The sequence below is a fragment of the Streptomyces sp. NPDC017991 genome, from assembly GCF_044328075.1.
In the GTDB taxonomy this organism is placed as follows: domain Bacteria; phylum Actinomycetota; class Actinomycetes; order Streptomycetales; family Streptomycetaceae; genus Streptomyces.
Map to the genome: position 1 here is coordinate 14,827 of NZ_JBIRGP010000001.1, position 23,114 is coordinate 37,940.

Genomic DNA, 23,114 nt, shown 5'->3' on the forward strand with positions numbered 1-23,114 from the left:
GCCGCGTGCAGCGGTCGGTCGCCGTGGGAATCATGGGTCGATCGGCCGCCGTGGGCCGGTCGTCGTCTCAGGTTGTGGCCGGCGGGCCTTCGCCCGGTCGGCCGTCCTCCGTCGCCTCCCGGCTGCCCAGGCGGCGGAAGACCTCCTGGGCGTCTGCGCGTGCGGCCTCGGCGGACGCATCGTCGCCGCGGATACGGGCGACGGTGGCCATGTCGCGCAGCGTGCGGGCCCGCCACAGCGGCAGGTCCAGACGTTCCCACAGGCCGAGCGCGCTGTGCAGTGCCTCCTCGGCGGCGTCCGGGTCCCGGTCCGCGAGCCCGCATTCTCCCAGCGTGCGCAGCACGAGCGCTTCGCCGAAGGTGTCCTGCCGTTCCCGGGTGATCGCCAGGCAGCCCGCGAGCCGCTCCCGGGCCTCTGCGAGCCGGCCCTGGCGGATGTACACCTTGGCCAGCGACTGCCCGGTGTACATCGCGCCGAACACGTCGTCGTCCGCCTCGAAGTGGTTCAGGGCCTGCGTGAAGAAGTCTTCCGCCTCGGCGAGCCGGCCCAGCGCCCGGTGGCACAGGCCGAGCGAACGTAGGGTGAGCGCCTCGCCGTGCCGGTCCGCGGCCTTCCGGTACAGCTCCAGGGCGCGGGTGAGTTCACGCCATGCCTCCTCGTGCCGGCCCTGCTCACGGTGGACATAGCCGATGCCGTAGCGGATGTGGGCGCAGGCGACCGGGTCACCGAGGTGTTCGTACGCGGCGAGCGCGGGTTCCAGCCTTTCCAGGGCCTCGGCGTAGCGTGCCTGTTCGCGGCGGGCCGAGCCCATGCCGGCGAGCGCGGCGGCCCGCCCCCGGGCCACGTCGGCGCCGGCCGGTTCGGGTCCGATCCGCTCGAAGAGCCGCAGGGCGTCCGCGAAGTACGTGTACGAATCGTCGAACTGGTCCTCCTCGTAACGGAGTTGGCCGAGCCCGTTCAGCAGCCAGGCCTCGTCCTCGGTCTGCCCGCAGCGGCGTACGGCCTCCAGGGCGAGGGTGTGCGAGCGCGACCAGGCGTCGAAACGGTTGTAGAGGGCCACCGAACTCGCTATCAACACGCCGGCCAGATCCCGGGCCGCCCGGGCCCGGCCGTGGGCGGCGCAGTACACCACGCCCGCGGTCAGACTGGCCTGCTCGGCGGCGAACCAGTCGGCCGGGCGGGCGAGCAGTGCCTCCCGCACAGCGGCGTCCATCGGCTGTCCGGCATGCGGGCCGCACATCAGGCGGGAGGCGCCGCCGGGGGCCCGGGCGGCAGCTTCCCGGGCCAGCGCCAGCCAGCAGGCGACCAACCGCTCCACGGCGGCCCCGCGTTCCTGTGGGGTCTCCTCCGCCAGGCAGCGCTCACGGGCGTGTTCGCGGGCCAGGTCGTGGATGCGGTAGCGGAGCTGGCCCACCCCGTCGACACCGACGAGTTCGATGAGGTGGCAGTCCACGAGCCGTTCGACGGCGTCCTCCGCGTCCTCCACACTCAGGTCCAGCAGGGGGGCGGCAGTCCAGGCGGCGAAGTCGGGCAGTTCCAGCAGGGCGAGCCGGCGCAGCACCCGCTGTTCCTGCGGGTCCAGTTCGGCGTAGCCGAGTTCCAGGCCGGTGCGCAGTTCGAGGTCCCCGGCGCGCAGTTCGTCCAGGCGGCGGCGTTCGTCGCGCAGCCGGACGGCGAGCCGGGCGGGCGCCCAGTGGGGGCGGGCGGCGAGCCGGGCGCCGGCGATCCGCACCGCGAGCGGGAGCCGCCCGCACAGCCGGACGATCTCCTTGACCGTGTCGGGTTCGTCCGCGGTCCGTTCGGGTCCGGCGACCCGGCCGAGCAGTTCCATCGCTTCCGGCTCGGCGAGCGCCGTCAGGTTCAGGCGGACCGCGCCCTCCAGGGCGACGAGTTGGCGTCGGCTGGTGACGAGGACGCCGGAGCCGGGCCCGGGCGGTAACAGAGGCCGCAGTTGTGCCTCGCCGGTGGCATTGTCCAGGATGAGCAGGACGCGGCGGCCGGTCAGGTGCGTACGGTAGAGGGCGAGCAGGTCCTCGGCGTCGGCGGGCAGCGCTTCGGGGTCGACACCGACGGCTCGCAGCAGCCGGGCCAGTGCGGCGGTGGTTTCCAGCGGTGCCGCGTCCGCGGCCCGCAGGTCGAGGAAGAGCCGGCCGTCGGGGAACCGGTCGGCCGTCCGGTGGCCCGCGTGCACGGCGAGGGCGGTCTTGCCGGTACCCGAGCGGCCCGTGATGACGCCGACCGGTGGGGCCGTGCGCCCCGGGGCACCGCTGTCCGCCAGGACAGCGACCACCCAGGCGATCTGTTCCGCGCGCCCGACGAAGTCGGCGACATCGGGCGGCAGTTGCGACGGAACGCGCGCGGGTGCACCAATGGCGCGGGGGACGCCGGCAGGTAGGGGGGCGGCGGAAGCCTGTGCAGCGGGAGTGGCGGGTGCTGAGGCGGGAGGGCCGGTACGGGGCAAGCGGGCAGTGCCGGATGCGGGGCGCGGGAGGCCGAGCACAGCGGTGTCACCCCGCAGCAACGCCTGGTGCAGAGCGCGCAGCTCGGGTCCCGGATCGATGCCCAGCTCGGCACGGAACAGTTCGCGTCCTTCCCGGTAGACACGCAAGGCGTCCGGGACACGGCCGACACGGAACAACGCGCTCATCAACTGTCCGCGCGCCCGCTCGCGCAGCGGATGGGCGCACACATGCGCCCACAGCCCCGGAATCACCTCATCCGCGCGGTTCAACACCAGATCGAGGGCGTACACCTCCTCCCGGGCGACGAGCCGCAACTCCACGAGCCGGGACGCCTCGGTACGCGCGAAGAGCTGCCAGAGACCTTCCAGCGCGTCCCGGCCACGCCACAGTTCCAACGCCTGCCGTAAAGCGTCCGCCGCCTCGGCGGTGTGGCCCTCAGCCGCGGAGCGACGCCCCAGCACGACAGCGGCCTCGAAGCGGCGGGCGTCGACACATTCGACGGGGAAGTCGGCCAGATAGCCCGGGGAACGGGTCTGGATAGCGCGGGCGGCGCCCACCGAGGCCAGCGCCCGGCGCAGGGCCGCGACATACGAGGCCACGAGGGCGCCGGCGGTCACGGGCGGGTGTTCTTCCCATACGAGGTCCACCAGCCGCTCGGTGGAGACGACTTCCCCCGGATGAGTGACGAGCGCGGCAAGGAGCGCAGTCGGTTTGGGACCGCCCAACGAAAGGCGCCGGTCCTCGAACCACACCTCGGCCGGGCCGAGAAGACGCACGTCCAGCATGATTCCCCGTCCGAGCAGGTCAGCGACGGGGCCACCCTACCGGCGGGAACGGGACAGGAAAGGAGGAACCGGACGGGCTCCGTCCTTCTGGCGGGCCGGGGCGGGTCCCGGAGTGCGGGGAGGGGGAGAGAGGAATCGTGTCCGGCGGGCCTGCCGTCCTCGGCGGCGCCGCGACACCACCGGACGCTTCTGCAGTCCGCTCATACGAGAGCGCCGCCGACGGCGTCCAGCGCACAACACCGTCTTCCCAGCACGGAAAGCCGAGGCTTCCATGACGATCACCAGCCCCTTCCGCCGATCCCGACTGCGCCGGGCCGTCCTGGCCGGCGCGGCAGCGACGGGAGCCGTCCTGTCCCTGCTCACCACGGTTCCGGCGCACGCCAAGCCGAAGACCACCCAGGTGTACGTGTGGGCGACGAACGTGCACATGCGCTCCTGCGCCGGCTACGAATGCGAGCCGTACGATCGCGTACGGATCAGCCGGATGCACGTCACCGCGTACTGCCAGAACCGAGGTGACGTGGTGCGCGATTCCGGTCACGTCAACGACTGGTGGGTGCAGGTGGACGCGGGCGGCCCGCGCGGCTGGATCAGCGCCGTGTACGTACGGGGCGGCGGGGACATGCAGCCCGTTCCCGGCGTCTCCCAGAACTTCGGGGACTGCTTCTGACCGCCGGGTTCACGGGCGGCCTGCCCATGTGCCCCGCCGAGTAGCCCTCCCGTAGCTGCCTGTACGGATACACGGGCCAGCATCCCGACCCAGAGCCGCCCCCTCGTTCGAATCGCCCACCTCTCCGCTCTTCCTTGAGGACCGTGGAGGGCGCCGTATGAGCGCAGCGGCCCCTCCACATCGCGAGGCGGGGCGGGGCCGCTGCTGTTCGAGGCACTGTTTGGTGGCGGACGTAGCTACATCGGGAACCTGTGTCCTTGTCCCACGGCGACTGTGGGCGATTCGCCGATCCCGATGACGGACCGGTCCTCGATGTGGCCGCGACACCTCTCCGACCTGCAGGAACTCCGCGCCCCGGACCAGTTCACCACCCATTGACCGATAACCACTGGCCGCTGGCCGCTACTGACAGGATGGCTTTGCCTCATGGGGCCCGCGATGGACCGTGGCCAAGACTCCAGGTCAAGGCCACTCCCCCGCCCAGCCCCCATGCCACACAATGTGCATTTTACTCGGCGAGTATTTCTCATTTCGTGCATGTGCCTGTTCGGCGGATCTGTCTAGGCTCTCTCCTGGAACCCGACAAGACGAGGACCGATTTCCCCGCCCCGAGTCCGCATCAGAGCGCCGAAGGAATTCCGTTTCATGGCCAACCAGGTTAGTCAGGATTACGTGCCCCCGGAGCTTCGGCCCGGTTCCGTGATGTCGGTCGGTGCCGACGACGAGATCAGCACGGATGTTTTGATCATCGGCTCCGGCATGGGCGGATCGACTCTGGCCTGGGCGCTCAAGGACGCGGGCCTCGACGTGCTCGTCGTGGAGCGGGGAAACTTTCTGCCACGGGAGCCCGAGAACTCGCAGCCGGCCGAGATGTACATCAACGGGCGGTACAAGAACGCCGGTTACTGGTACGACGGCAGGACGGGCGAGCCGTTCGCGCCCGGTGTCTATTACTGGGTAGGCGGAAACACCCGCTTCTACGGCGCCATGCTGCCGCGTTTCCGGCGCAGTGACTTCACCGAGGTAGAACACCACGACGGTGTCTCCCGCGCCTGGCCCTTCACCTACGACGATCTCGATCCCCATTACGACACCATGGAGCAACTGCTCCAGGTGCACGGGCAAACCCATGAGGACCCGACCGAGCCGCCGCACTCCAGGCCCTATCCCCACCCCGCCCTCGAACACGAACCGGAGATCGAGAGGTTCGCCCGCTCGCTGCGCGGCCAGGGCCTGCATCCGTTCCGCACACCGAACGCCCTGAACGTGAACACCCAGGCCGACCGTGCCGCGGTGACGGCCGCCGACGGCTGCCCGGACGAGACCGGTATGAAGTCCGACGCGGAGAACAGGATCCTTCTTCCCGCGCTGCGCGACGGGGTGAAGATCCTCACCGGCACGGAGATCAGCCGGCTGATCACATCGCCGGACGGACGCACGGTCGTCGCCGCCGAGGCCCGGCACGCGGGCCGCGTCGTCCGTCTCAACGCCAAGAGCTTCGCCGTCGCCGGGGGCGCGGTGAACTCGGCGGCCCTGCTGCTCCGTTCGGCGAACAACGCACATCCGCAGGGCCTCGGTAACTCCTCGGGCCTGCTGGGCCGCAACTACATGGTCCACAACAGCACGTTCTTCGTCGGGGTCAACCCGCTGCGGACCAATCCCACGAAGTGGCAGAAGACCCTCGGCATCAACGACTTCTACGAAGCCGGTCCTGGAACCCCCTTCCCGCTCGGGAACCTTCAGATGCTGGGCAAGCTCCAGGCGCCCATGCTCAAGCCGGCCCGTCCGTGGGCACCGATGTGGGCTCTGAGGTTCATGTCGGCCAGGAGCATCGACATCTACCTGACGACAGAGGACCTCCCCTCGCGGGACAACCGGATCCGGGTGGAGGGCGACCGCATCCTCGTCGACTGGACGCCGAACAACCTCGAACCCCACCATGAACTCGTGCGCCGGGTGACCAAGACGGTCCGCAAGGCGGGATATCCGCTCATCTTCACCCAGCGCATGGGGATCGAGACCAACTCCCACATGTGCGGAACGGCCGTGGCGGGTCACGACCCGGCACACAGCGTCCTCGATCCGTCGTGCCGCAGCCACGACATCGACAACCTCTGGGTGACCGACGCGTCGTTCTTCCCGTCCTCCGCGGCGCTCAACCCGGCTTTGACGATCGGCGCGAACGCCCTGCGCATCGCTCCCTCCCTTGCGAAGGCGACCAAGGGCTGAGCGTGCTCCGCAGACCTTGGTGGCGTGCCTTCGTCAGGTGCGCCGCAGGGTCGGCCTGCGCAGCAGGTCATGTCCGCGTACGGCCAATTGAAGCCGCTGCTGGTTGTCGACCCGGGTGAGGTCGAGGCCGAGGATCTCGGAGAGTCTGTCGAGACGGTGGTAGAGGGTGCGCCGCTGGATGAAGAGTTCCTCGGCTGCCCGCGCCTTGTTCCCACCGCAGTCGAGGAAGGTGCGCAGGGTTGCGAGCAGCTTGTTCTTCACGAGTGCGTCGTGCTCAAGGAGGGGACCCAGTTCGTCCTCGACATAGCGCCTGAGTTCAGGGCCTTCGGAGAGCGCGACGAGCAGACGCAGAGCGCCCAGATCGTCGAAGTGGCGCACCTCCGCGGTGGCGGCGGCCGCTGCCACGGAGGCCGCGCTCCGGCTCTGGCGCAGCGCCAGTGGCAGCGCCGTCGGTTCCACGAGACGGCTGATGCCACCCCGCAGACCGTGCTCGCTCAGCACGGTGTGCACGTCGGGCGCGGCGTCGCGCGTGGGCAGGCCCACGACAGCCATGTCGAAGTCTCCGGTGTCACCGACGACGGCGGGCCAGCCGGCCTTGTGCAGGAGACGGGCGAGAGTGGGGTCGCTGAAGGCTTCGCCGTCCCCGGCGCACGCTGTGACGACGATCAGCTCCCGCCCGCGCAGGTCCTGCCCGAGCGCCAGAGCGAGGCCGAGGAACCTTTCGCCCGTGATGTCGCCGAGCAGCAGCCTGTTCAGCAGGGCCGTCTGGCGCTGGGACGCGCGGGCGCCGCTCTCCCGCTCGCTCAGCAGGGTGATAGCCAGTGTCGCGGCCGCGCGTTCCAGCGTCCGTAGTTCGGCCGGGGCCGGCTGCACACCTCCGTGCAGGAGGTGGAGCCAGCCCCAGGACTCGCCCCGCAGGACCACATGCTGCCGCGCGCAGGGCACGACCTCCTGGAACGAGGCCGCCGGTGCCATGGGAGCCCCGGGGCCGTGTGCCACCAGGGAGTGGTGGCGTTCGTGGATGGCTCGGGAGTGCGCGCTCCACCTGTCCACGACCTCATCGGCCTCCGGCGTGGCACCTCCGTAGGCGAGCATCTGATGAGCCACGTCTTCCAGCACGACGGGACGCCCCGTGCGACGCGCCAGTTCCCTGACCACACCCACGTAGTCCTCGCCGGCCAGCAGCAGGTCCATGAAGGCCTGGTTGGTGGCCTCCTCGGCGATCAGCTGCTTGACGCGCATACCGACCAGCACCTCGTGGACCTGGGCGGAGGTTTCGACGAAGGGGATCTCTTCGGCGAGTCCCACCAGCGGCAGACCGGCGGCCTCCGCTTCCTCGACGGCGGCCTCGGGCATGGAGTCGAACATGCGGCCGGCGAGCTCGACCACCAGGACGGACGCCCGGGCATCCGCGAGACGCCTGATGAACGCGCGCTGCTGAAGAGCGGTCTCGCCCATGCCGAGTCCTGCCGTCAGGAGCATCTCCTGACCGGTGAGGAAGCGGTGGATGTCAGGGATCTCCCCGGTGTGCACCCACCGCACGGGGCGGTCCAGATTCCTCTCCCCGGCGTAGACGCGCACCTCGGTGCGGGAGAACACCTCAAGTTCGAGAGCGGCTCGGACTGTCAGTACTTCAGCCATGATCATTTTCCTCAGTATGTGCAGGATTCAAGACCAATATTGCACACACTGTGCCTGTTCCGGCAGGGCTTCATCTACCCAGACTTCATGTCAAGCCCGCAGGCACGACCACCTGCAAGGAGTGCAGAGTGTCATCGACAAGCAAGATCGTTAAAGCTCCCATCACGCCGGATCCATCGCGGACCAGCCGTCCGGAAATCGTCGAAACCGTCGCCGACGTGATCGCCGACGTACGGCAGTACGGCGATGCCGCCGTACGCCGGTGGTCGCAGAAGTTCGACGAGTGGAGTCCGGAATCCTTCCGGTTGACGCCGGACCAGGTCGCCGCCGTGGTCTCCTCGGTACCCGAGACGGTCCTCGACGATCTGCGGTTCGTGCAGAAGCAGGTGCGTGGCTTCGCCCAGGCACAGCGCGACTCCCTGACCGACTTCGAGGTCGAGACGCTCCCCGGGGTGTTCCTGGGCCAGCGCAACCTCCCCATCGGAGCGGCCGGGGCGTACGTTCCCGGGGGCCGCTACCCTCTCACCGCGTCGGCTCACATGACCGTCCTGACGGCCAAGGTCGCCGGAGTGGAGCGGGTCGCCGCGACGACCCCGCCGGATCGCGGCGCCCCACCGCCCGTGAGCATCGCCGCGATGCACCTGGCCGGTGCCGACGAGATCTTCGTCATGGGCGGTGTCCAGGCCGTCGCCGCACTGGCGCTGGGCACCGAGACCATCGACGCGGTCGACATGCTCGCCGGACCCGGCAACGCCTACGTGGCGGAGGCCAAGCGCCAGCTCTTCGGCGAGGTCGGGATCGACCTCTTCGCCGGCCCGACGGAGGTACTGATCGTCGCGGACGGGACCGCGGACCCGTTCGTGGTGGCGACCGACCTGCTGTCCCAGGCCGAGCACGGACCGGACTCCCCTGCGGTCCTGATCACGACGTCGCAGGAGGTGGCCACGCGCACCATCTCCTGGGTCGACGAGCTGCTGCCGGGCCTGCCCACCGGCGAGGTCGCCGGGCGCGCCTGGCGTGACCACGGCGAGGTGATCGTGGTTCCCACCCTCGACGCCGCCTACGACCTCGCCGACCAGTACGCCAGCGAGCACGTCCAGATCCTCACGGACGAGCCCCGCGAGGCGCTGCACAGGATGCGGAACTACGGTGCCCTGTTCCTCGGGGACAAGACCTGCGTCGCCTACGGCGACAAGGTCATCGGCACCAACCACGTCCTGCCCACCCTCGGGGCGGCCCGCTATACCGGAGGGCTCTGGGTCGGCAAGTACCTGAAGACGGTGACCTACCAGGAGATCAAGGACGCCACGTCCAGCGCCCGGCTCGGCGAGATCTGCGGCAGGGCATCGCGCATCGAGAACTTCGAAGGTCACGCGCGCTCGGGGGACGTCCGCAGCGCCCGCTTCGGGTCGGCCACGCTCGACTGGACCGACCACGCCTTCGACCAGGTCTGAACTGCGATGGCAGATCAGGACTTAGGCCGGACCGCCCGCGCGGCGAGGCAACCGTTCGACAAGGAGCACTCACCCTTCGACCCACGGAGATTGTCATGTCAGCTACGGAGAACGACGCGCAGACGTCCGGAACCCCTCATGGCAGAGCCTCGGGCAGGTCCCCCGGACCCGCCTCTTCGGCCGAGGACGCACAACTCCTGGCGGCGCTCGGCTACGAGCAGAAGTTCGACCGCAAGGTCAGCCTGTGGGCGAACTTCGCCCTCGGGTTCGTCTACCTCTCGCCCCTCGTGGGCGTCGTGTCCCTCTTCGCGGTCGGGCTGGCCACCGCGGGCGGGCCGTCCATCTTCTGGATAGGCATCGTCGGGCTCGGAATGTTCCTGGTCGCCCTGGTCTTCGGCGAGGTCGTCTCACAGTTCCCGCTCGCCGGAGGCCTCTACCAATGGGTCCGACGGCTCTGGAACGGGCGCTACGCCTGGTTCACCGCGTGGACCTACATCTGCTGCATCACCATCGGCATCACCAGCACGGCCCTGTTCAGTTCGGACTTCGTCGCCAGTCTCTTCGCCGGCACCGCCGACGCGCCCGGGATCAGTTCCACGCCCGCTCAGCGCCTGTGGATCGCGCTCGGCATGACGGTCTTCTGCCTGGTCTGCAACTGCTTCGGCACCCGGACACTGGCTCTGATCTCCAAGATCGGGCTCGCCGCCGAACTCATCGGTATCGTCCTCGTGGGCTTCTACCTCCTGATCTTCGAGCGGCACAACTCCCTCTCGATCTTCTTCCACACCAGCAGCTCCAACCACGACAGCTACTTCGCGGCCTTCATCGCTGCCTCACTCGTCGGGCTCTTCCTCTTCTACGGGTTCGAGGCGTGCGGCGAGATCGCGGAGGAAGTCCCGAACCCGGCCCGCAGCATCCCGCGTGCGATGCAGCTGACCGTGGCCGTCGGTGGACTGGCAGCCGTGCTCGCGTTCGTCGGCTACGCTCTCGCCGCCCCGGACCTCGCGTCGATCCTGTCGGGAGAGGACTCCAACCCGATCCCCTCGATCCTGCAGAGCTCGATGGGCACCGTCGGCACCAAGCTGGTGCTCCTGGTCACCCTGACCTCCTTCATCGCGGGCGTGATGAGCCAGCAGGCCGCGGCGAGCCGGATCGTCTTCTCCTTCGCCCGCGACAACATGTTCCCCGGTGCCCGTGTCTTCTCGAAGATCTCCCACAGGCACCGTGTCCCCCTGAACGCGCTGCTGGCCGTGAACATCGCCCCGGCGCTGATCTTCGTGTTCATCTACTACTCGCCCGACTCCCTCACCAAGATCGCGGCCTTCCAGATGCTGGCCGGATACACGGCGTTCATGATGGTCGTACTGGCCGCGCTGCGGATGCGCCTCAAGGGCTGGCGGCCCGCCGGGGCATGGACGCTGGGCCGCTGGGGAATCGTGGTCAACGTGGCGGCCCTGGCCTACGGCCTTCTCGGGATGGTTCTGCTGGCCTGGCCCACCGGCGACTCCGGAACCCCGGTCGTGGACCGATGGATCGCGCTGATCGGCTTCCTCATCGTCTCGGCCGTGGGCCTCGTGTACCTCTTGACGGCGAAGCCGGACCGCAATTCCACAGCGCCGGAAGGGGACGCGCTGGAGGTGGCGGAGCGTCTCCGCAGCCGCGCCGCACTCATCACATCCACGATCGGAGAGGAGAACGCATGACCCGCGTGCTGTATCTGTACGGAGGCTGGCCGGGGCACAAGCCCTACCAGGTCGCCGCGGAATGGGCTCTCCCGATCTTCAAGGATCTGGGATACCAAGTCGACGAGACGAACGACATCTTCACGCTCGACGGCGACCTCACCGGCTACGACCTGATCGCACTCAACTGGAACAACGCGCTGCTGTCCGAAGGACTCACCGCCGCTCAGGAGACGAGCCTGTTGACCGCGGTCGAAGCCGGTACGGGGATCGCCGCCTGGCACGGCGCCGCCGCCGCGTTCCGCACGAGCCTGAAGTACCACTGGCTGCTCGGCGGCAGCTTCCTCGAACACCCCGCCGGCGAAGGGGTGAAGTACCCCTACCGGGTCACCGTCACGGGCACCGGCCATCCGATCACCGCAGGGGTCAACGACTTCACGGTCGCCTCCGAGCAGTACTACATGTCGGTCGACCCCAACAATCACGTCCTCGCCGAAACCACCTTCACGGGCGAGCACCTGCCGTGGCTGGAGGGGAAGACCATCCCTCAGGCATGGACCCGGACGTGGGGACAGGGCCGGGTGTTCTACAGCGCGGTCGGACACGACCTCGACGACCTGCGGAACCCGGACGTGACCCGGCTGTGCGCCCAGGGCTTCGCCTGGGCCGCCCGCTGACGACCGTGACCACGAGAACCGAACCGAGCTGAGTGGGAGCAACCACATGCCTGTCCTCACCGGAGGCCAGATCGTCGCGCGGACCCTCCGCAACTACGGGGTCGACTACGTCGCCGGCATCCCCGGCCACGGCATCTGGTCACTGACCGACGCCTTCCTCGACGACGAATCCAGGATCCCCTTCATCCAGACCTTCCACGAGCAGAGCGCCGTCCATCTCGCGGACGGCTACTACCGCGTCACCGGCCGCCCTCAGGCCGCGGTGACCTCCATCGGCGCCGGCGCCAGCAACACCGTGATCGGGATGGGCACCGCGTTCACCGACTCCACCAGCGTCCTCGTGATCACCGGTGGCCCGCCCACCCACATGCGCGGCCACGGGCTGCTCCAGGAACTCGACCGCTACACGGCCAACGACTTCCCCAAGGTGGCCGAGGCCGTCAGCAAACGCCACTGGGTCGTCACCCGTGTCGAGGAGCTTCCCTTCGTCCTGCACCGCTGTTTCAACTCCATGCTCACCGGCCGCCCGGGCCCTGTGCACCTCGAAGTGCCGATGGACGTGCAGGCCGAGGCCGCGGATGTGGAACTCCACGACCTCGCCCGGCGCGTCCCCGTCGGCCGCCAGCATCCCGACCCCGAAGCGGTGGAACGCGCCGCCGACGTACTGCGCACCGCTACCCGACCGGTCATCGTGGTGGGCGGTGGTGCCATCACGTCCGAGGCGTCCGACGATGTGCTCGCCCTCGCCGAGCGCTGGCAGATCCCGGTCGTCACCACGTGGAACGGCAAGAGCGCCTTCCCCGAGGACCACGACCTGTTCGCCGGCAGCGTCGGCCAGACCGGCACGCTGGTCGGCAACGCGATCGCGAGCTCCGCCGACGTCGTCGTCTCCGTCGGCTGCCGCTTCACGGACTGGTCGGCCTCCAGCTACGCGAAGGGCGTCACCTTCTCGATCCCGCCGGCCAAGCTCATCCACATCGACATCGATCCGCACGAGATCGGCAAGAACTACCCCGCCGAGGTGGGCATCGTCGCCGATGCGCAGCGAGCCGTGGCAGCGATTGTCGACTCCCTGCCCACGAAGGGCGTGGACCGCTCCGAGTACCTGGCCGAACTCGCCACCCTCAAGCGGGACTGGGAGGACAAGCTGGCCGGCCGCCGTGACAGTGACCGCTTCCCATTCACCTCGCAGCGTCCGCTGGGGGCTCTCCGTAACGTCCTTCCGCGCGACGCGATCATCGTTGCCGGCTCAGGCAACACCCAGGGGGCGGTCAAGCAGACTTTCCCTGTCTACTCACCGCGTACCCACCTCACTTCCGGTGGTTTCTCCTCCATGGGCTGGGCCATTCCGGCCGCGGTCGGCGCCAAGCTGGCACGGCCGGACAGTCCGGTGGTGTGCGTTCTCGGTGACGGCGACTTCCTCATGACCGCCCAGGAAATCGCACTGAGTATCACCGCGAACGCGCCGGTGATCTTCGTCGTCCAGAACAACGCGGGATACATGTCGATCCGCGGCGGTCAGCGCAAGCAGACATCGCGGCACATCGGCGTCGAGTTCTCGCGCCCCGACGGCACGCCGTACAGCCCCGACTTCGCGGCCATGGGCCGGTCCTTCAGGATCGAGTCCTGGAAGGTCTCCGACGCCGACTCGCTGGAGTCGACCCTGCACAAGGCCGTCCAGTCGGGCGAGCCCGCCCTGGTCGAAGTGCCGACGGACCGCGATGCCGCCGGCCCCTGGGTGCCCGGCTGGTGGGACTTCCCGGTGCCGGCGTACATCACGGACGAGCGGCAGGACGAGTACCAGCGGACCAGGGCCACCGAACAGCACCTCTGAGAGAACCCGCGCCCGTCGCCCGCGCACAACGGGCATCCGAGGACATGCGGCTCACCTCCTCCGGCACCTCGCCCCCACCTCGCCCCCACCTCGCAACACACCGCGACGCCCGCTCGTGCAGCCGAGGATCTGGCTGCACGGGCGGGCGTCGCGGTGTCCTGGGGACAACCCGTCGGCGAATCCACCTAATTCACTCTCGATCGACGGGACCCTCAGCAGCGCAGCCGAGGACTGAGACCCTCGGCCACAGGAATCCGGTCGCGGTAGGCGTCGGCCGCGAAGTTGAGAAAGGCGTCGACATCGGCCCTGCTGGACGAAAGACCTACCGAGACGCGCACAGCGCCTCCGGAGGGAAGCCCGAGCAGGGCGAGGTAGTCGTCGACGGTGCCGTCACGGGTGAGTTCGAGGCCGCGCAGGGCTGACGAGTCGATGGAGAACGCCGCCTCGCCCGCACCGGGGTTGCAGAAGCAGCCGGTACGCAACGAGATGCCGAGGGCTGAGCTGTCACGGCTCACGATGCGTTCGTCGATGACCTCGCCGTGGGGATCCAGCAGGTTGAGACTGACGGTCGCACCGCGCCCTTCGGTACCGGGCGGGCCGTATATACGCGCCAGGGGCTGCCCGTTGGCGTGCCGCAGGGTACGCAGCCCGTCGAGCAGGTAGCGGGTCAGGCCGGTGACATGGTCATGGACGGTAGCCATACCGATCGACCGGATCCAGTCCAGGCCCACCTCGACATCAGGTATCGAAAGGAAGTCGAGGGTGCCATCCTCGAAGGCCGTCTCGTCGTCGGCCGGGCGGTACCACCCGCCTGCGGCGCTGGCGACCTTGACCGTCCCCCCGGAGAACCAGGGGCGTCGAAGCCTCTCAAGGGCTTCACGGCGGGCGATGAGGGTCCCGATACCGGTGGGGTAGCCAAAGACCTTGTACCAGCTGACAGCCACGAAGTCGGGTCGTACCACGCTCAGGTTCAAGGGGTTGGTGGGCACGAAGGCCGCCGCGTCGAGCAGGACATCGTAGCCCCGGGCGTGGGCGTGCTCGATCCACGTCAACGGGTGCTGCACACCGGTGAAGTTGCTCTGCGCGGGAAATGCGAACAACCCGCCGTTGTCGCCGTGCCCTGCGGCGAGGGCCTCATCCAGCGCACTGTCGGCAATCCTCAGGTCCGGCCCGGCCAACGGTACGTACCGCGTATCGGCTAATCCCGAACGCGCGTACTCACGAAGGCCGTTGACGGAGTTGTGGTTGTCAGCGGTGAGCACCAGGTTGCTGCGCTCGGCGAACGGATAGGCCTCCCCCACCAGGCGGATCGCACCTGTGGCGTTCGGTGTGAAGACGACCGCATACTCTCGTGGGTCGGCGTCGAAATGCCGCAGAACGGCTTGTCGCGCGCTGGCCACCAGGACGTCCGACGCCGCCGACGTGGGGTTATCCGAATGCGGATTACCAAAGGCATTTCCCATGATCCGGGTGGTGTGGGCCCTCAGCTGCCATCTGGAGGGCAGGCCCGCACCCGTGTGATCCAGGTAGACGTGCTTTTTCTCGTCCAGGTAGCCGTATTCCCTGGCCCGTATTTGAGTAAGAAGTGTTACATCGACCATGTACACACTATAGAGCGAAATTACGGTAGTGCTGTCAACTGCGCTTACACCAGGTCCCGTTGGAAAGTACCCGCACGGGAACGGTTCCGCCGACCGTTGTCGCACCAGCACCCTATTCCCTAGCCTTTACGGATAAGGGCAAATATCCGGCCCGCGTATTCGAGGGAGTGGCATTCCCGTCCCGGAACTCACAGGACCGGCACATGCCGACCACCGAACCCGGCACCGAGATTCTGCTCGATCGCGGACGCGACCCGGAAGGCTGTGACGTCGTCGTACGGGGCCGCGACGACCTGCACGCCTGTGGGCACTCCGTTGGACGCCCATCCGGAGGGCACCGAAATCACGGGGCTCGCGCTGTAGATGTTGAAGGCGGGTGTCAGCGAGGCGTCCGAGAAGTGGTCGAGTTTGCTGCCGTCCACGACGAGTTCGGTGTCGACGTAGTCCTCGCCGGCCGCGAAGGCCGTGGCGGCGACGGTCGGGATGACCAGGGCGTCGTAGCGGTCGAACAGGGCGTCGAGGCGTGCCCAGACGGGGGCTTCGAGGGTGTGGCCGGTTTCGGTGTCCGCCTGTGGGGCCGCCGCCATGCTTCTGCGAGCGAAGTCCAGTGTGTAGGGGGTGATCCTGCCGGGCTGTCGCCGGTCCATCGCGAGGATCTCCGCGGCTGTGCCGTTGCCGAAGTGGGCCCACAGTGCCCGCTTGATCTCATCGAGGCGCCAGATGGTCCCGACCTCTTCGACGACGGCTCCGTCCACGCTCAGGGCATCCACCGCGGCTCGGGTGTTGGCACGTATCTCGGGGTCGACGGGAAGGTCTCCCGGGGAGACGGAGAACGCCACCCGAAGACCGCTCACCCGCTCCAGGTCCGAGGGGATGCGAACCGTCGCCGTCAGGGACGAGGGGTCCCGTTGGTCCGGTCCGGCCATCACGTTCTGGAGGAGGGCGCAGTCGGCGACGGTCCTCGCCATCGGGCCGTGATGGAAGTACGGGTCCAGTCCGGCGGGCGGGAGAATCGGGTTGCGGCCGTGCGGGGGCTTGAATCCGACCACCCCCGTGAAGGACGCGGGTGCCCGGAGGGAACCCCCGATGTCCGATCCGGTGGCCAGCATGCTGGTGCCGGCGGCCAGGCTCGCCGCCGATCCTCCGGACGAGCCGCCGCAACCGGCCTCCAGGTTCCACGGATTGCGCGTCACCCCCCAGCGCCGCGTGTGGGACAACGGCATGCAGCAGAACTCCGAGGTCGTGGTGCGGGCGTGCAGAATGCCTCCCGCGGCCTCGATCCGTGCCAGTCCCATCGAGGTCTCGCGCGCGGGATACGACGGGCGCAGCAGTGTGCCGTCGGTGACCGTGTGTCCCGCGATGGGCTGCTCTTCCTTGGCCGCCACGGGGAGGCCTTCCAGCGGCCGGGGGCTCGCGCCGGGCCGATACCGCTGTTCAGCCCCTGCGGCTGCCCGCAGGGCCTTGTCGAACATCTGCTCGGCGAAGGCGTTGACGCTCGGTTCGAGGAGTGCCGCGCGTTCGACGACGGCGCGCATGACGTCCACCGGTGACAGCTGCCGGGATCGGAACAGCCTCAGCGCCTCGGTCGCGGGCAGGTAGTGCAGTGCTGACATGTCGGGCTCCCCTGCGGATGGTGCGGTTGTCACCGCCGGGCCCGGGAGCCGAGCGGTGGGATGTCCGAGACGAGCCGGTCGAGGAAGGTCCCGAGCCTGTCGTTCATCCCGGTGAAGTCGTTGTCCCGCAGCTCGGCGGGTTGTTGGACGAACGGACGGCCGGCGGAAGTGTCGTCCCACGCGCCTTCCGAAGAGCCGATCAGCTGTTCGACCAGGCTCGGGGTGAACTCCATGTGGCACTGCAGTCCGTACACGCGTCTGCCGTAGGCGACGATCTGCCGTGGGCAGCCGGCGCTGGTGGCGAGTACGCGGGCGGTGTCCGTGAGACCGGGCATCTCGTTGTGCCAGTGGCCGGCGGGGAACGTCTTCTCGAAGCCGGCGAAGAAGGGATGCCGTTGCCCGTCGGCGGTGAGGGTGGCGGGGAAGACGCCTATCTCCTTGTACGGGCTGGGCTCCGTGGCCGCCCCCAGCGCCTCGCCGATGAGCTGTGCGCCGAGGCAGACGCCGACCACCGCTTTGTCCGCTGCGGCGGCGGAGGCGATCAGCGCCCGTTCCGCGGCGGCGTCGAAATGGCCGCACTCCTCGACGGTCGTGCCGGTTCGCTGAGGGCCGCCCATCACGATGAGCAGGTCGATGCCGTCGACAGAGGAAGGCAGCTCGCCACCCTCGTAGAGCCTGGAGTGGCTCATGTCGTGGTCCCTGGCGTCAGCCCATTCCTCGAAGGCTCCGGGGCCTTCGAACGACTCATGGACGATGAAATGTGTACGGATGGCGTGCACTCCTTTCTCCCTGCTGCGGATGCGGATCCTGATACGGATCCGCGGCGCCCCTCCTACCGCTCGGGGCCGGGGATCTCCGGCGGATCGAAGACCGCGAGTGCCAGGGCGAGCATCGAGTAGTAGCCGGTGAGCCAGACCAGCTCGGCCAGACCGCGTTCTCCGAGTGCGGCGCGTGTCTCGGCGAAGGCGCCGTCGTCCAGGGATCCCGTGCGCAGCATGGCGTTCACCGCGAGCAGGGCCTGTCCACGCTCCGGTGACAGGCCCTGTGGCGGCCTGCCGTCCCGCAGCTCTCCCAACTGGCTGTCGTCGAGGCCGAGCCGCCGGGCGGCGGGTTCGTGCGCGAACCACTCGAAGACGCAGTCGTGATGAGCGGCGACGAGGAGGATGGCCGCCTCGCGTACGAGGGGATCGAGTTCCCCTCTGTAGCGCACCGCCGCACCCAGTTCCTGAACGGGGTCGCCGAGTGCCGGGACGATGGCCATGAGGGCGAACGGGCCGAGGAGGGAGCCGTCGCCGCCGACCAGCGGGACGTCGCCCCGGCGTCCTCTGGGTCCGTCCGTGATGCGGTGGTGAAAGGCTCGCTGCTCGGCGTCCAGCTCCGACGGCCGGAGCGGTTCGAAGCGTCCTGGTGCTCCTCCCGTGCCGGTGCTAGCGGGCCGCATCGGGGGTCCCGTAGACGTGGAACTCCGGCGGCAGCGGCGCTCCCCAACCGGGCTTGGCCTTCCAGTCCTCCGCGTTCCAGACGTACGGCTCGGCGTCGGGGTCGAAGACCAGGTATCCGCCGTTCGCGACCTCGACGCGATTGCCTCCCGGCTCACGGGTATAGAGGTAGAACCCCTGGATCGCCGTATGGCGGGAGGGGCCCGCCTCGATCCGGACGCGTGCGTCGGTGAAGAGATCCGCCGCGCGCAGCACCTCTTCCCGGCTGTCGACCACGTAGGCGAGATGGTGCAGGCGTCCGTGTGCCTCGGTGTGCTCCTGCGTATAGATCAGCTCGTGGCCCTGGATGGTGCTGCTCATCCAGGAGGCGACCTCGCCCTCTCCGTCCGCCTGGCGCACGATTTCGTAGGTGCGCAGCCCGAACCCCTCCTGCCAGAACACGCGGCATGCCCGCACGTCACGGGCGAGAAGGTTGACGTGGTCGAGACGCCGCACGTTCGCGCCCCGCCCGGCGTACGCCTGGAAGTTGGTCGGCAGGACCGGCCGCTGTCCCTCGGGGGCCTCGTAGCGCCGGGTTTCGTAGTACAGGCGGAAGGTGTGTCCGTCCGGATCGGTGAACTCGTAGGAGGGGCCCATCCCGTGGTCCGCCGGTGTCCACCGGCCGGCGTGCCCATGTGCTTCCAGCCAGTCGATCCGGCGCCGCAGCGCCTGCGCGCTCGCCGTCCGCCACGAAACCCAGGCCGGTCCTGCCCGGTCGGAGGCGATCACCTTGAGCGACCAGGTCTCGTAGTCGCCGAAGGCCCTCAGGTAGGTACAGTCCTCGCCCTCCGCCACGACGTCCATGCCGAGCAGGTCCACGAAGTAGCGCAGCGTGCCTGCCGGGTCGGGAGTGAACAGGGCGTGCCGGCCGAGATGGGCCAGATCGTGGATCGGTTCACCGGTCATCGACCCGCTCCCGTCGTGGTCGTCGGTGCCAGGGCGTCATCACGGAAGACAGGCAGGATGATCCTTTCCGCGAGCTTCCATGACCCGTCCGCGTCACCTGCATAGGTGTCGTGGAAGTCCGCGACCATGTAGAGGGGCACGCCCTGAACCGGCTCGGTGTTGCTCGCGAAGGTGTGCCAGCTGCTTCGGCCGAGGACGGTACCGCCGGGGCCCTCGCTGAGCAGCAGATTGCCCAGTCCGTGCCGCGTCGTCCTGGCACCGGAGCGGGCTTCGAAGGACGCGATCACTGATTCCGCATCGTGGAACTCACGTCCCGTACTCACGTAGTGCACGTCCGGGGCGAGCACCTCGCGCAGCCCGCCCCAGTCGTGCAGGTCGAGAGCCCAGGAGAACCGGGCGTTGAGGTCCGCGATGGCCGCTCGGGTCGTCGGATCGATGCTCATCGCCACTCCACGTGGTTGGCGAGCGCTCCGATGCCGTCGACGGTGATCTCCACCAGCCCGCCGAGCCGGTTGAGGTCCAGGTTCTGCACCGCACCGCCGGCTCCCGACCTTCTCAGCGCCGTGCCCATCCCGATCACGTCCCCCTGCTCCAGCGTCAGATACCGGGACGCGAACGAGATGACCTCGGCGACGCCGAAGCGCAGGTTCGCGGTGTTGTCGTCGGTGATCAGCCGGCCGTCGTGCGAGCAGGTGATCCGAAGGGCGTGCGGATCGGCGACGTCGTCCGCCGTGACCACCCACGGACCGAGCGGAGCGAAGGTGTCCGCTCCCTTGTAGCGGGCCGGGTAACTCACCCAGCTCTCCACGAAGCGCACCCCGTCGGCCGCCCCGGGGTCGGGGTGGATCGCCCGGTAGTGGAAGGTGTCCTCGTTTCGCAGGCCCGGCGCCGTGATGTCGTTCAGGACGGTGTAGCCGAACACGTGCGACAGCGCCTCGTCCTGCGCGATGTCGGCGCCGGTGCGTCCGATGACGACGGCCAGCTCCGGCTCCGGATGCACCCGCCCGTCCTCCTTGCGGAGGCGGATGGCCCGACCGTGGCCGACCAGGGACGACGACGGCTTGACGAACATCGCGGGTGTGTCCGGCCCGGACATGATCCGGTCTGGATTGGCGCTGTTGTTCAGCGCCACACACAGGATCTTGCCCGGCCGCAGCACCGGCGGCAGCCAGGCGAGTCCGCTCACCTGCAGGCGTTCACCGGCCCACAGTGCTTCGTGGACCGCTGACAGCCGTTCCTCGTCCGACACCCGCGCGATGCTCTCGATGTCGGTGAAACCAGCGGGCAGTACGGCTGCTTCCGTGTCGGTGACCGCGATCACCGCCGCCGGGCTGCCCCGATGCTCGACGGTTGCGAACTTCATGCCGGCCCCTGGGTGTCTCCGGTGTCGTCGGCCAAGCCCCGGGGGGTGGGGAGGGGAATGGCCTCCCCGTCGGCGACGAGGTGGGCGGTGATGCCCCTGAGCTGGGCTGCGGCGCTGAAGCGCTGGGTGATGTCGCTCTGTTCGGTGTAGGCGGGAGGGTTGTTGAACAGCTCGTAGTGGATGGCGCAGGCGGCGGAAGCACCGAGGGCCGCTGCGGCTTCTATGGCCTGTTCGGGGGTGAGGGTGACGGGCACAGCGGCGTCGTAGCCCTCGAAACGGGCGATGACTCCGTTGACCGGAAGGAACGCGACGTCGAACGGCCCGTGATCGCGGGCGATCTGCCACCAGTTGCCGTGCCACATGGTGTCTCCGCAGTGGATGATGCGCGTTCCGGCGCCTTCCACGATCCATGCGACCTGGTAGGAGTCGCTGCCCCGCCAGTCGAGCGAGGTGACGGGGGTGACCGTCAGGGGGCCGATGCGGCGGGCCTCACCCAGTTCCTGTGGGACGGCCTCGACGCCGTCCTTGGCCAGGTCCGGCGCGATGGACGCGTGGCAGCCGATGGTCCCTGATACTGCCAGGCCCGTGAGCAGTTCACGGTCGTAGTGGTCGGGGTGCAGGTGGGTGATCAAGGCATGCGTTCCGGCAGGCGCCTCGATGGGGGGAAGCGGCCTCTTGGGCGGTCCCAGGACGGGTTCGAGCGGTGCGACGTTCTCCAGCGCGTCGATCAGCAGCCGGGTATCGCCGAGCTGGATCTCTACGCCCGCCCAGCCCAGACGGCGCAGGCGCATCGTGTCGGTGATGGTTTCCGTGGTCATGATGAATCTCCTTGAGCGCCCGGCCTCCGCTGATCGGACAGGGTTTGCCGGTGTCTTTCAGGGGTTTGCCGAGGTGTTTCAGTTCTTCAGTGCGGTGCGGACCATGTCGGCGAAGGCGGTCGGTTCGCGGCCTGTCAGGTCGGCCACCGCCGGAGTGACGTGGGAGAGGAACCCCTGGCGCGTGGACGCGCCGAACGAGGTGATCAGCCGTACCGCCGGCTCCGGCAGACCGGCGTGACGCAGGCCCTCGGCGAAGGCGTGGTCCTCTACATCGACAAGCTCGACGTCACGGCCGCCGATCTCCCGAGCCAGGGCCGCCATGTCGGAGGCGGTCACCGCCTCGGGACCCGTCACGTCGACAACCTCGTCGACGTGGCCGCCCTGTGTGAGCACCGCAGCTGCCACGGCCGCGCAGTCCTCCCTGGTGACATAGGCGGCAGCACCGCTTCCGCTGTTGGCGAAGAGCCGCCCAGACGCGATGGCCTGCTCGACCACGGGCACCTGGAGATGCATGTACAGGTTGTTGCGGAGCACCGTCCACTCCAGACCGCTCCCCCGCAGCGCCCGCTCCGTGCCGGCATGGTCATCGACCACCACGGCCGGATTGTCGGGCACCGGCCGCGGAACCGAGGTGTAGACGACGTGCGACACCCCCGTCGCAGCGGCCGCAGCAACAGCAGCCCGCTGCTGATCCAGCCGGGAACCGATCTTGTCGGTAGAGATCAGCAGCAGCCGGTCCACGCCTGCCAGGGCGCCCTCAAGACCAGGTCTGTCGTCGAAGTCCGCCTGCCGCACCCGCGCTCCCCGCGCGGCGAACCCGGCGAGCGCTTCCGGCGCCCGCGTCAACAACACGACTTCGCCAGGATCCACACTCCGCAGCACCTCCTCGGCCACAGCTCGCCCCAACGGGCCCGAAGCACCAGAAACACCAATCGTCACCACATCGCACCTCTCGGCAATTCGTAATCATCTCAGCTACGTATTGCCGATACCGTAACCATACCGATTACAGAAGCGCAAGGCGGCAGCCACAGCCCGGCAAGCTCGCCGGGCCCCAGGGGCGCCAGCCCCACCGGTATCCACGCAGGTTGAGGCGGCTGCCTGAAGATCATCATCTGAACCGGGCGGGCGATGCACAGCACGTCGCGCCTACGTCCGAGCGTTGCCGGTGCGCGGCGAACATGACATCGGCCGGGTCGCGGTCAGGACCGCCGCCGCCGTGCTGGTCACCGTCGATGACGGCACCAGCTCCCCCACTGCCGCTCACCTGGCCTAGACATAGAGGCGCCCCCGCCGCCGGTTCACGCACTTCGGGTTCGGTGCCGCCCGGTACACCCGGTCCGGAGTCGCTCACGGAACGGTTGCTCGTAGCCATGAAGGTTACAAAATGGCAGGATGGGAGCATGGCCCGATCCACAAACACCCAGTTCGCCGTTGCCGTGCACGTGCTGACGATGCTGGCAGGTGTCACCGATGGCCGCGCCATGAGTTCGGAGGAACTCTCCAAGAGCGCCAACGTCAACGCTGTCTACGTACGCCGTGTACTCGGCCCCATGCGCAACGCGGGGCTAGTTCGCTCCCGACCGGGCGTCAATGGCGGCTGGGAACTGGCAGCCGACGCCGCTCAGATCAAGCTCCAGCAGGTCTGGCAGGTGCTCCAAGGCGCCGAACCCGTACTCGGCCTGCACGGACCCGACCCGACCTGTGCCACAGGCCGATCGGTCCAGAAGTCACTGGCCTTAATCGACCGTACGGTCGCCGGCGCTGTGGCGACCGCTCTTGGGCACTTCACCGTGCAGGACGTACTGAAGGGCGTTCCGGATACGCCGCGGCTCCTGAACGCCGAGTACCCATCAAGCTGAGCGCGATGGGGCGGCGGTGGCGAGGAAACCTGGCATGCA

18 protein-coding genes are annotated in these 23,114 nt (G+C 68.7%); 7 read left to right on the top strand and 11 right to left on the bottom strand.

Features of this window, described 5'->3' with window-relative positions:
- Nucleotides 1–67: 67 nt before the first annotated feature.
- Nucleotides 68–3,247 carry an AfsR/SARP family transcriptional regulator gene (locus ACH4DZ_RS00095; RefSeq protein ID WP_398284577.1) on the bottom strand — a complete coding sequence of 1,060 codons (3,180 nt, stop codon included), beginning with the start codon at nt 3,245–3,247 and terminating at the stop codon, nt 68–70.
- 271 nt (nt 3,248–3,518) lie between these two features.
- On the opposite strand from ACH4DZ_RS00095, the gene ACH4DZ_RS00100 reads away from it, so the two are divergent.
- Both ACH4DZ_RS00100 and ACH4DZ_RS00105 read left to right on the top strand, forming a co-directional pair.
- Nucleotides 3,519–3,917 carry a hypothetical protein gene (locus tag ACH4DZ_RS00100; RefSeq protein WP_398284578.1) on the top strand — a complete coding sequence of 133 codons (399 nt, stop codon included), beginning with the start codon at nt 3,519–3,521 and terminating at the stop codon, nt 3,915–3,917.
- Nucleotides 3,918–4,562: 645 nt separating this feature from the next.
- Entirely contained in the window at nt 4,563–6,146 is a 1,584-nt protein-coding gene (locus ACH4DZ_RS00105) for a GMC oxidoreductase (RefSeq protein ID WP_398284579.1), read from the top strand.
- Nucleotides 6,147–6,179: 33 nt separating this feature from the next.
- On the opposite strand, the gene ACH4DZ_RS00110 is transcribed toward ACH4DZ_RS00105, so the two are convergent.
- Nucleotides 6,180–7,787, bottom strand: a complete 1,608-nt coding sequence (locus ACH4DZ_RS00110) for a PucR family transcriptional regulator (protein WP_398284580.1) — start codon at nt 7,785–7,787, stop codon at nt 6,180–6,182.
- 128 nt (nt 7,788–7,915) lie between these two features.
- On the opposite strand from ACH4DZ_RS00110, the gene hisD reads away from it, so the two are divergent.
- From hisD to ACH4DZ_RS00130, 4 genes are all read left to right on the top strand, one after another.
- Nucleotides 7,916–9,241, top strand: coding sequence for a histidinol dehydrogenase (hisD, locus tag ACH4DZ_RS00115; RefSeq protein ID WP_398284581.1), 1,326 nt, complete (start codon nt 7,916–7,918; stop codon nt 9,239–9,241).
- A gap of 95 nt (nt 9,242–9,336) precedes the next feature.
- Nucleotides 9,337–10,944, top strand: coding sequence for an APC family permease (locus ACH4DZ_RS00120; protein WP_398284582.1), 1,608 nt, complete (start codon nt 9,337–9,339; stop codon nt 10,942–10,944).
- The gene (locus ACH4DZ_RS00125; RefSeq protein ID WP_398284583.1) at nt 10,941–11,600 is read left to right on the top strand and encodes a ThuA domain-containing protein; all 660 of its coding nucleotides are present in this window, start codon (nt 10,941–10,943) and stop codon (nt 11,598–11,600) included. The genes ACH4DZ_RS00120 and ACH4DZ_RS00125 overlap by 4 nt, the downstream gene beginning before the upstream one ends.
- A 46-nt stretch (nt 11,601–11,646) precedes the next feature.
- Nucleotides 11,647–13,434: a thiamine pyrophosphate-binding protein gene (locus ACH4DZ_RS00130; protein ID WP_398284584.1), complete on the top strand. Its 1,788-nt coding sequence runs from the start codon at nt 11,647–11,649 to the stop codon at nt 13,432–13,434.
- Between the two features lie 212 nt (nt 13,435–13,646).
- Here the strand turns inward: ACH4DZ_RS00130 and ACH4DZ_RS00135 are convergent, their stop codons facing one another.
- From ACH4DZ_RS00135 to ACH4DZ_RS00175, 9 genes are all read right to left on the bottom strand, one after another.
- On the bottom strand, nt 13,647–15,035 hold the full coding sequence (locus ACH4DZ_RS00135; RefSeq protein ID WP_398284585.1) for an aminotransferase class V-fold PLP-dependent enzyme: 1,389 nt from the start codon (nt 15,033–15,035) through the stop codon (nt 13,647–13,649).
- A 188-nt stretch (nt 15,036–15,223) separates the two neighbouring features.
- Entirely contained in the window at nt 15,224–16,648 is a 1,425-nt protein-coding gene (locus ACH4DZ_RS00140) for an amidase (protein WP_398284586.1), read from the bottom strand.
- Between the two features lie 29 nt (nt 16,649–16,677).
- The gene (locus ACH4DZ_RS00145) at nt 16,678–17,427 is read right to left on the bottom strand and encodes a hypothetical protein (RefSeq protein ID WP_398284587.1); all 750 of its coding nucleotides are present in this window, start codon (nt 17,425–17,427) and stop codon (nt 16,678–16,680) included.
- A gap of 53 nt (nt 17,428–17,480) precedes the next feature.
- Nucleotides 17,481–18,089, bottom strand: coding sequence for a carboxymuconolactone decarboxylase family protein (locus ACH4DZ_RS00150; RefSeq protein WP_398284588.1), 609 nt, complete (start codon nt 18,087–18,089; stop codon nt 17,481–17,483).
- Complete coding sequence (locus ACH4DZ_RS00155; protein ID WP_398284589.1) at nt 18,076–19,032, bottom strand: VOC family protein; 957 nt, start codon at nt 19,030–19,032, stop codon at nt 18,076–18,078. Before ACH4DZ_RS00155 ends, ACH4DZ_RS00150 begins: the two co-directional genes overlap by 14 nt.
- The gene (locus tag ACH4DZ_RS00160; RefSeq protein ID WP_398284590.1) at nt 19,029–19,475 is read right to left on the bottom strand and encodes a nuclear transport factor 2 family protein; all 447 of its coding nucleotides are present in this window, start codon (nt 19,473–19,475) and stop codon (nt 19,029–19,031) included. The genes ACH4DZ_RS00155 and ACH4DZ_RS00160 overlap by 4 nt, the downstream gene beginning before the upstream one ends.
- Nucleotides 19,472–20,395 carry a fumarylacetoacetate hydrolase family protein gene (locus ACH4DZ_RS00165; protein ID WP_398284591.1) on the bottom strand — a complete coding sequence of 308 codons (924 nt, stop codon included), beginning with the start codon at nt 20,393–20,395 and terminating at the stop codon, nt 19,472–19,474. The genes ACH4DZ_RS00160 and ACH4DZ_RS00165 overlap by 4 nt, the downstream gene beginning before the upstream one ends.
- The gene (locus tag ACH4DZ_RS00170) at nt 20,392–21,213 is read right to left on the bottom strand and encodes an MBL fold metallo-hydrolase (protein ID WP_398284592.1); all 822 of its coding nucleotides are present in this window, start codon (nt 21,211–21,213) and stop codon (nt 20,392–20,394) included. The genes ACH4DZ_RS00165 and ACH4DZ_RS00170 overlap by 4 nt, the downstream gene beginning before the upstream one ends.
- 78 nt (nt 21,214–21,291) lie before the next feature.
- Complete coding sequence (locus tag ACH4DZ_RS00175; protein WP_398284593.1) at nt 21,292–22,155, bottom strand: NAD(P)H-binding protein; 864 nt, start codon at nt 22,153–22,155, stop codon at nt 21,292–21,294.
- Between the two features lie 461 nt (nt 22,156–22,616).
- Between ACH4DZ_RS00175 and ACH4DZ_RS00180 the strand changes: the two genes are divergently transcribed.
- Entirely contained in the window at nt 22,617–23,075 is a 459-nt protein-coding gene (locus ACH4DZ_RS00180) for an Rrf2 family transcriptional regulator (protein ID WP_398284594.1), read from the top strand.
- The last annotated feature ends 39 nt before the right edge of the window (nt 23,076–23,114 follow it).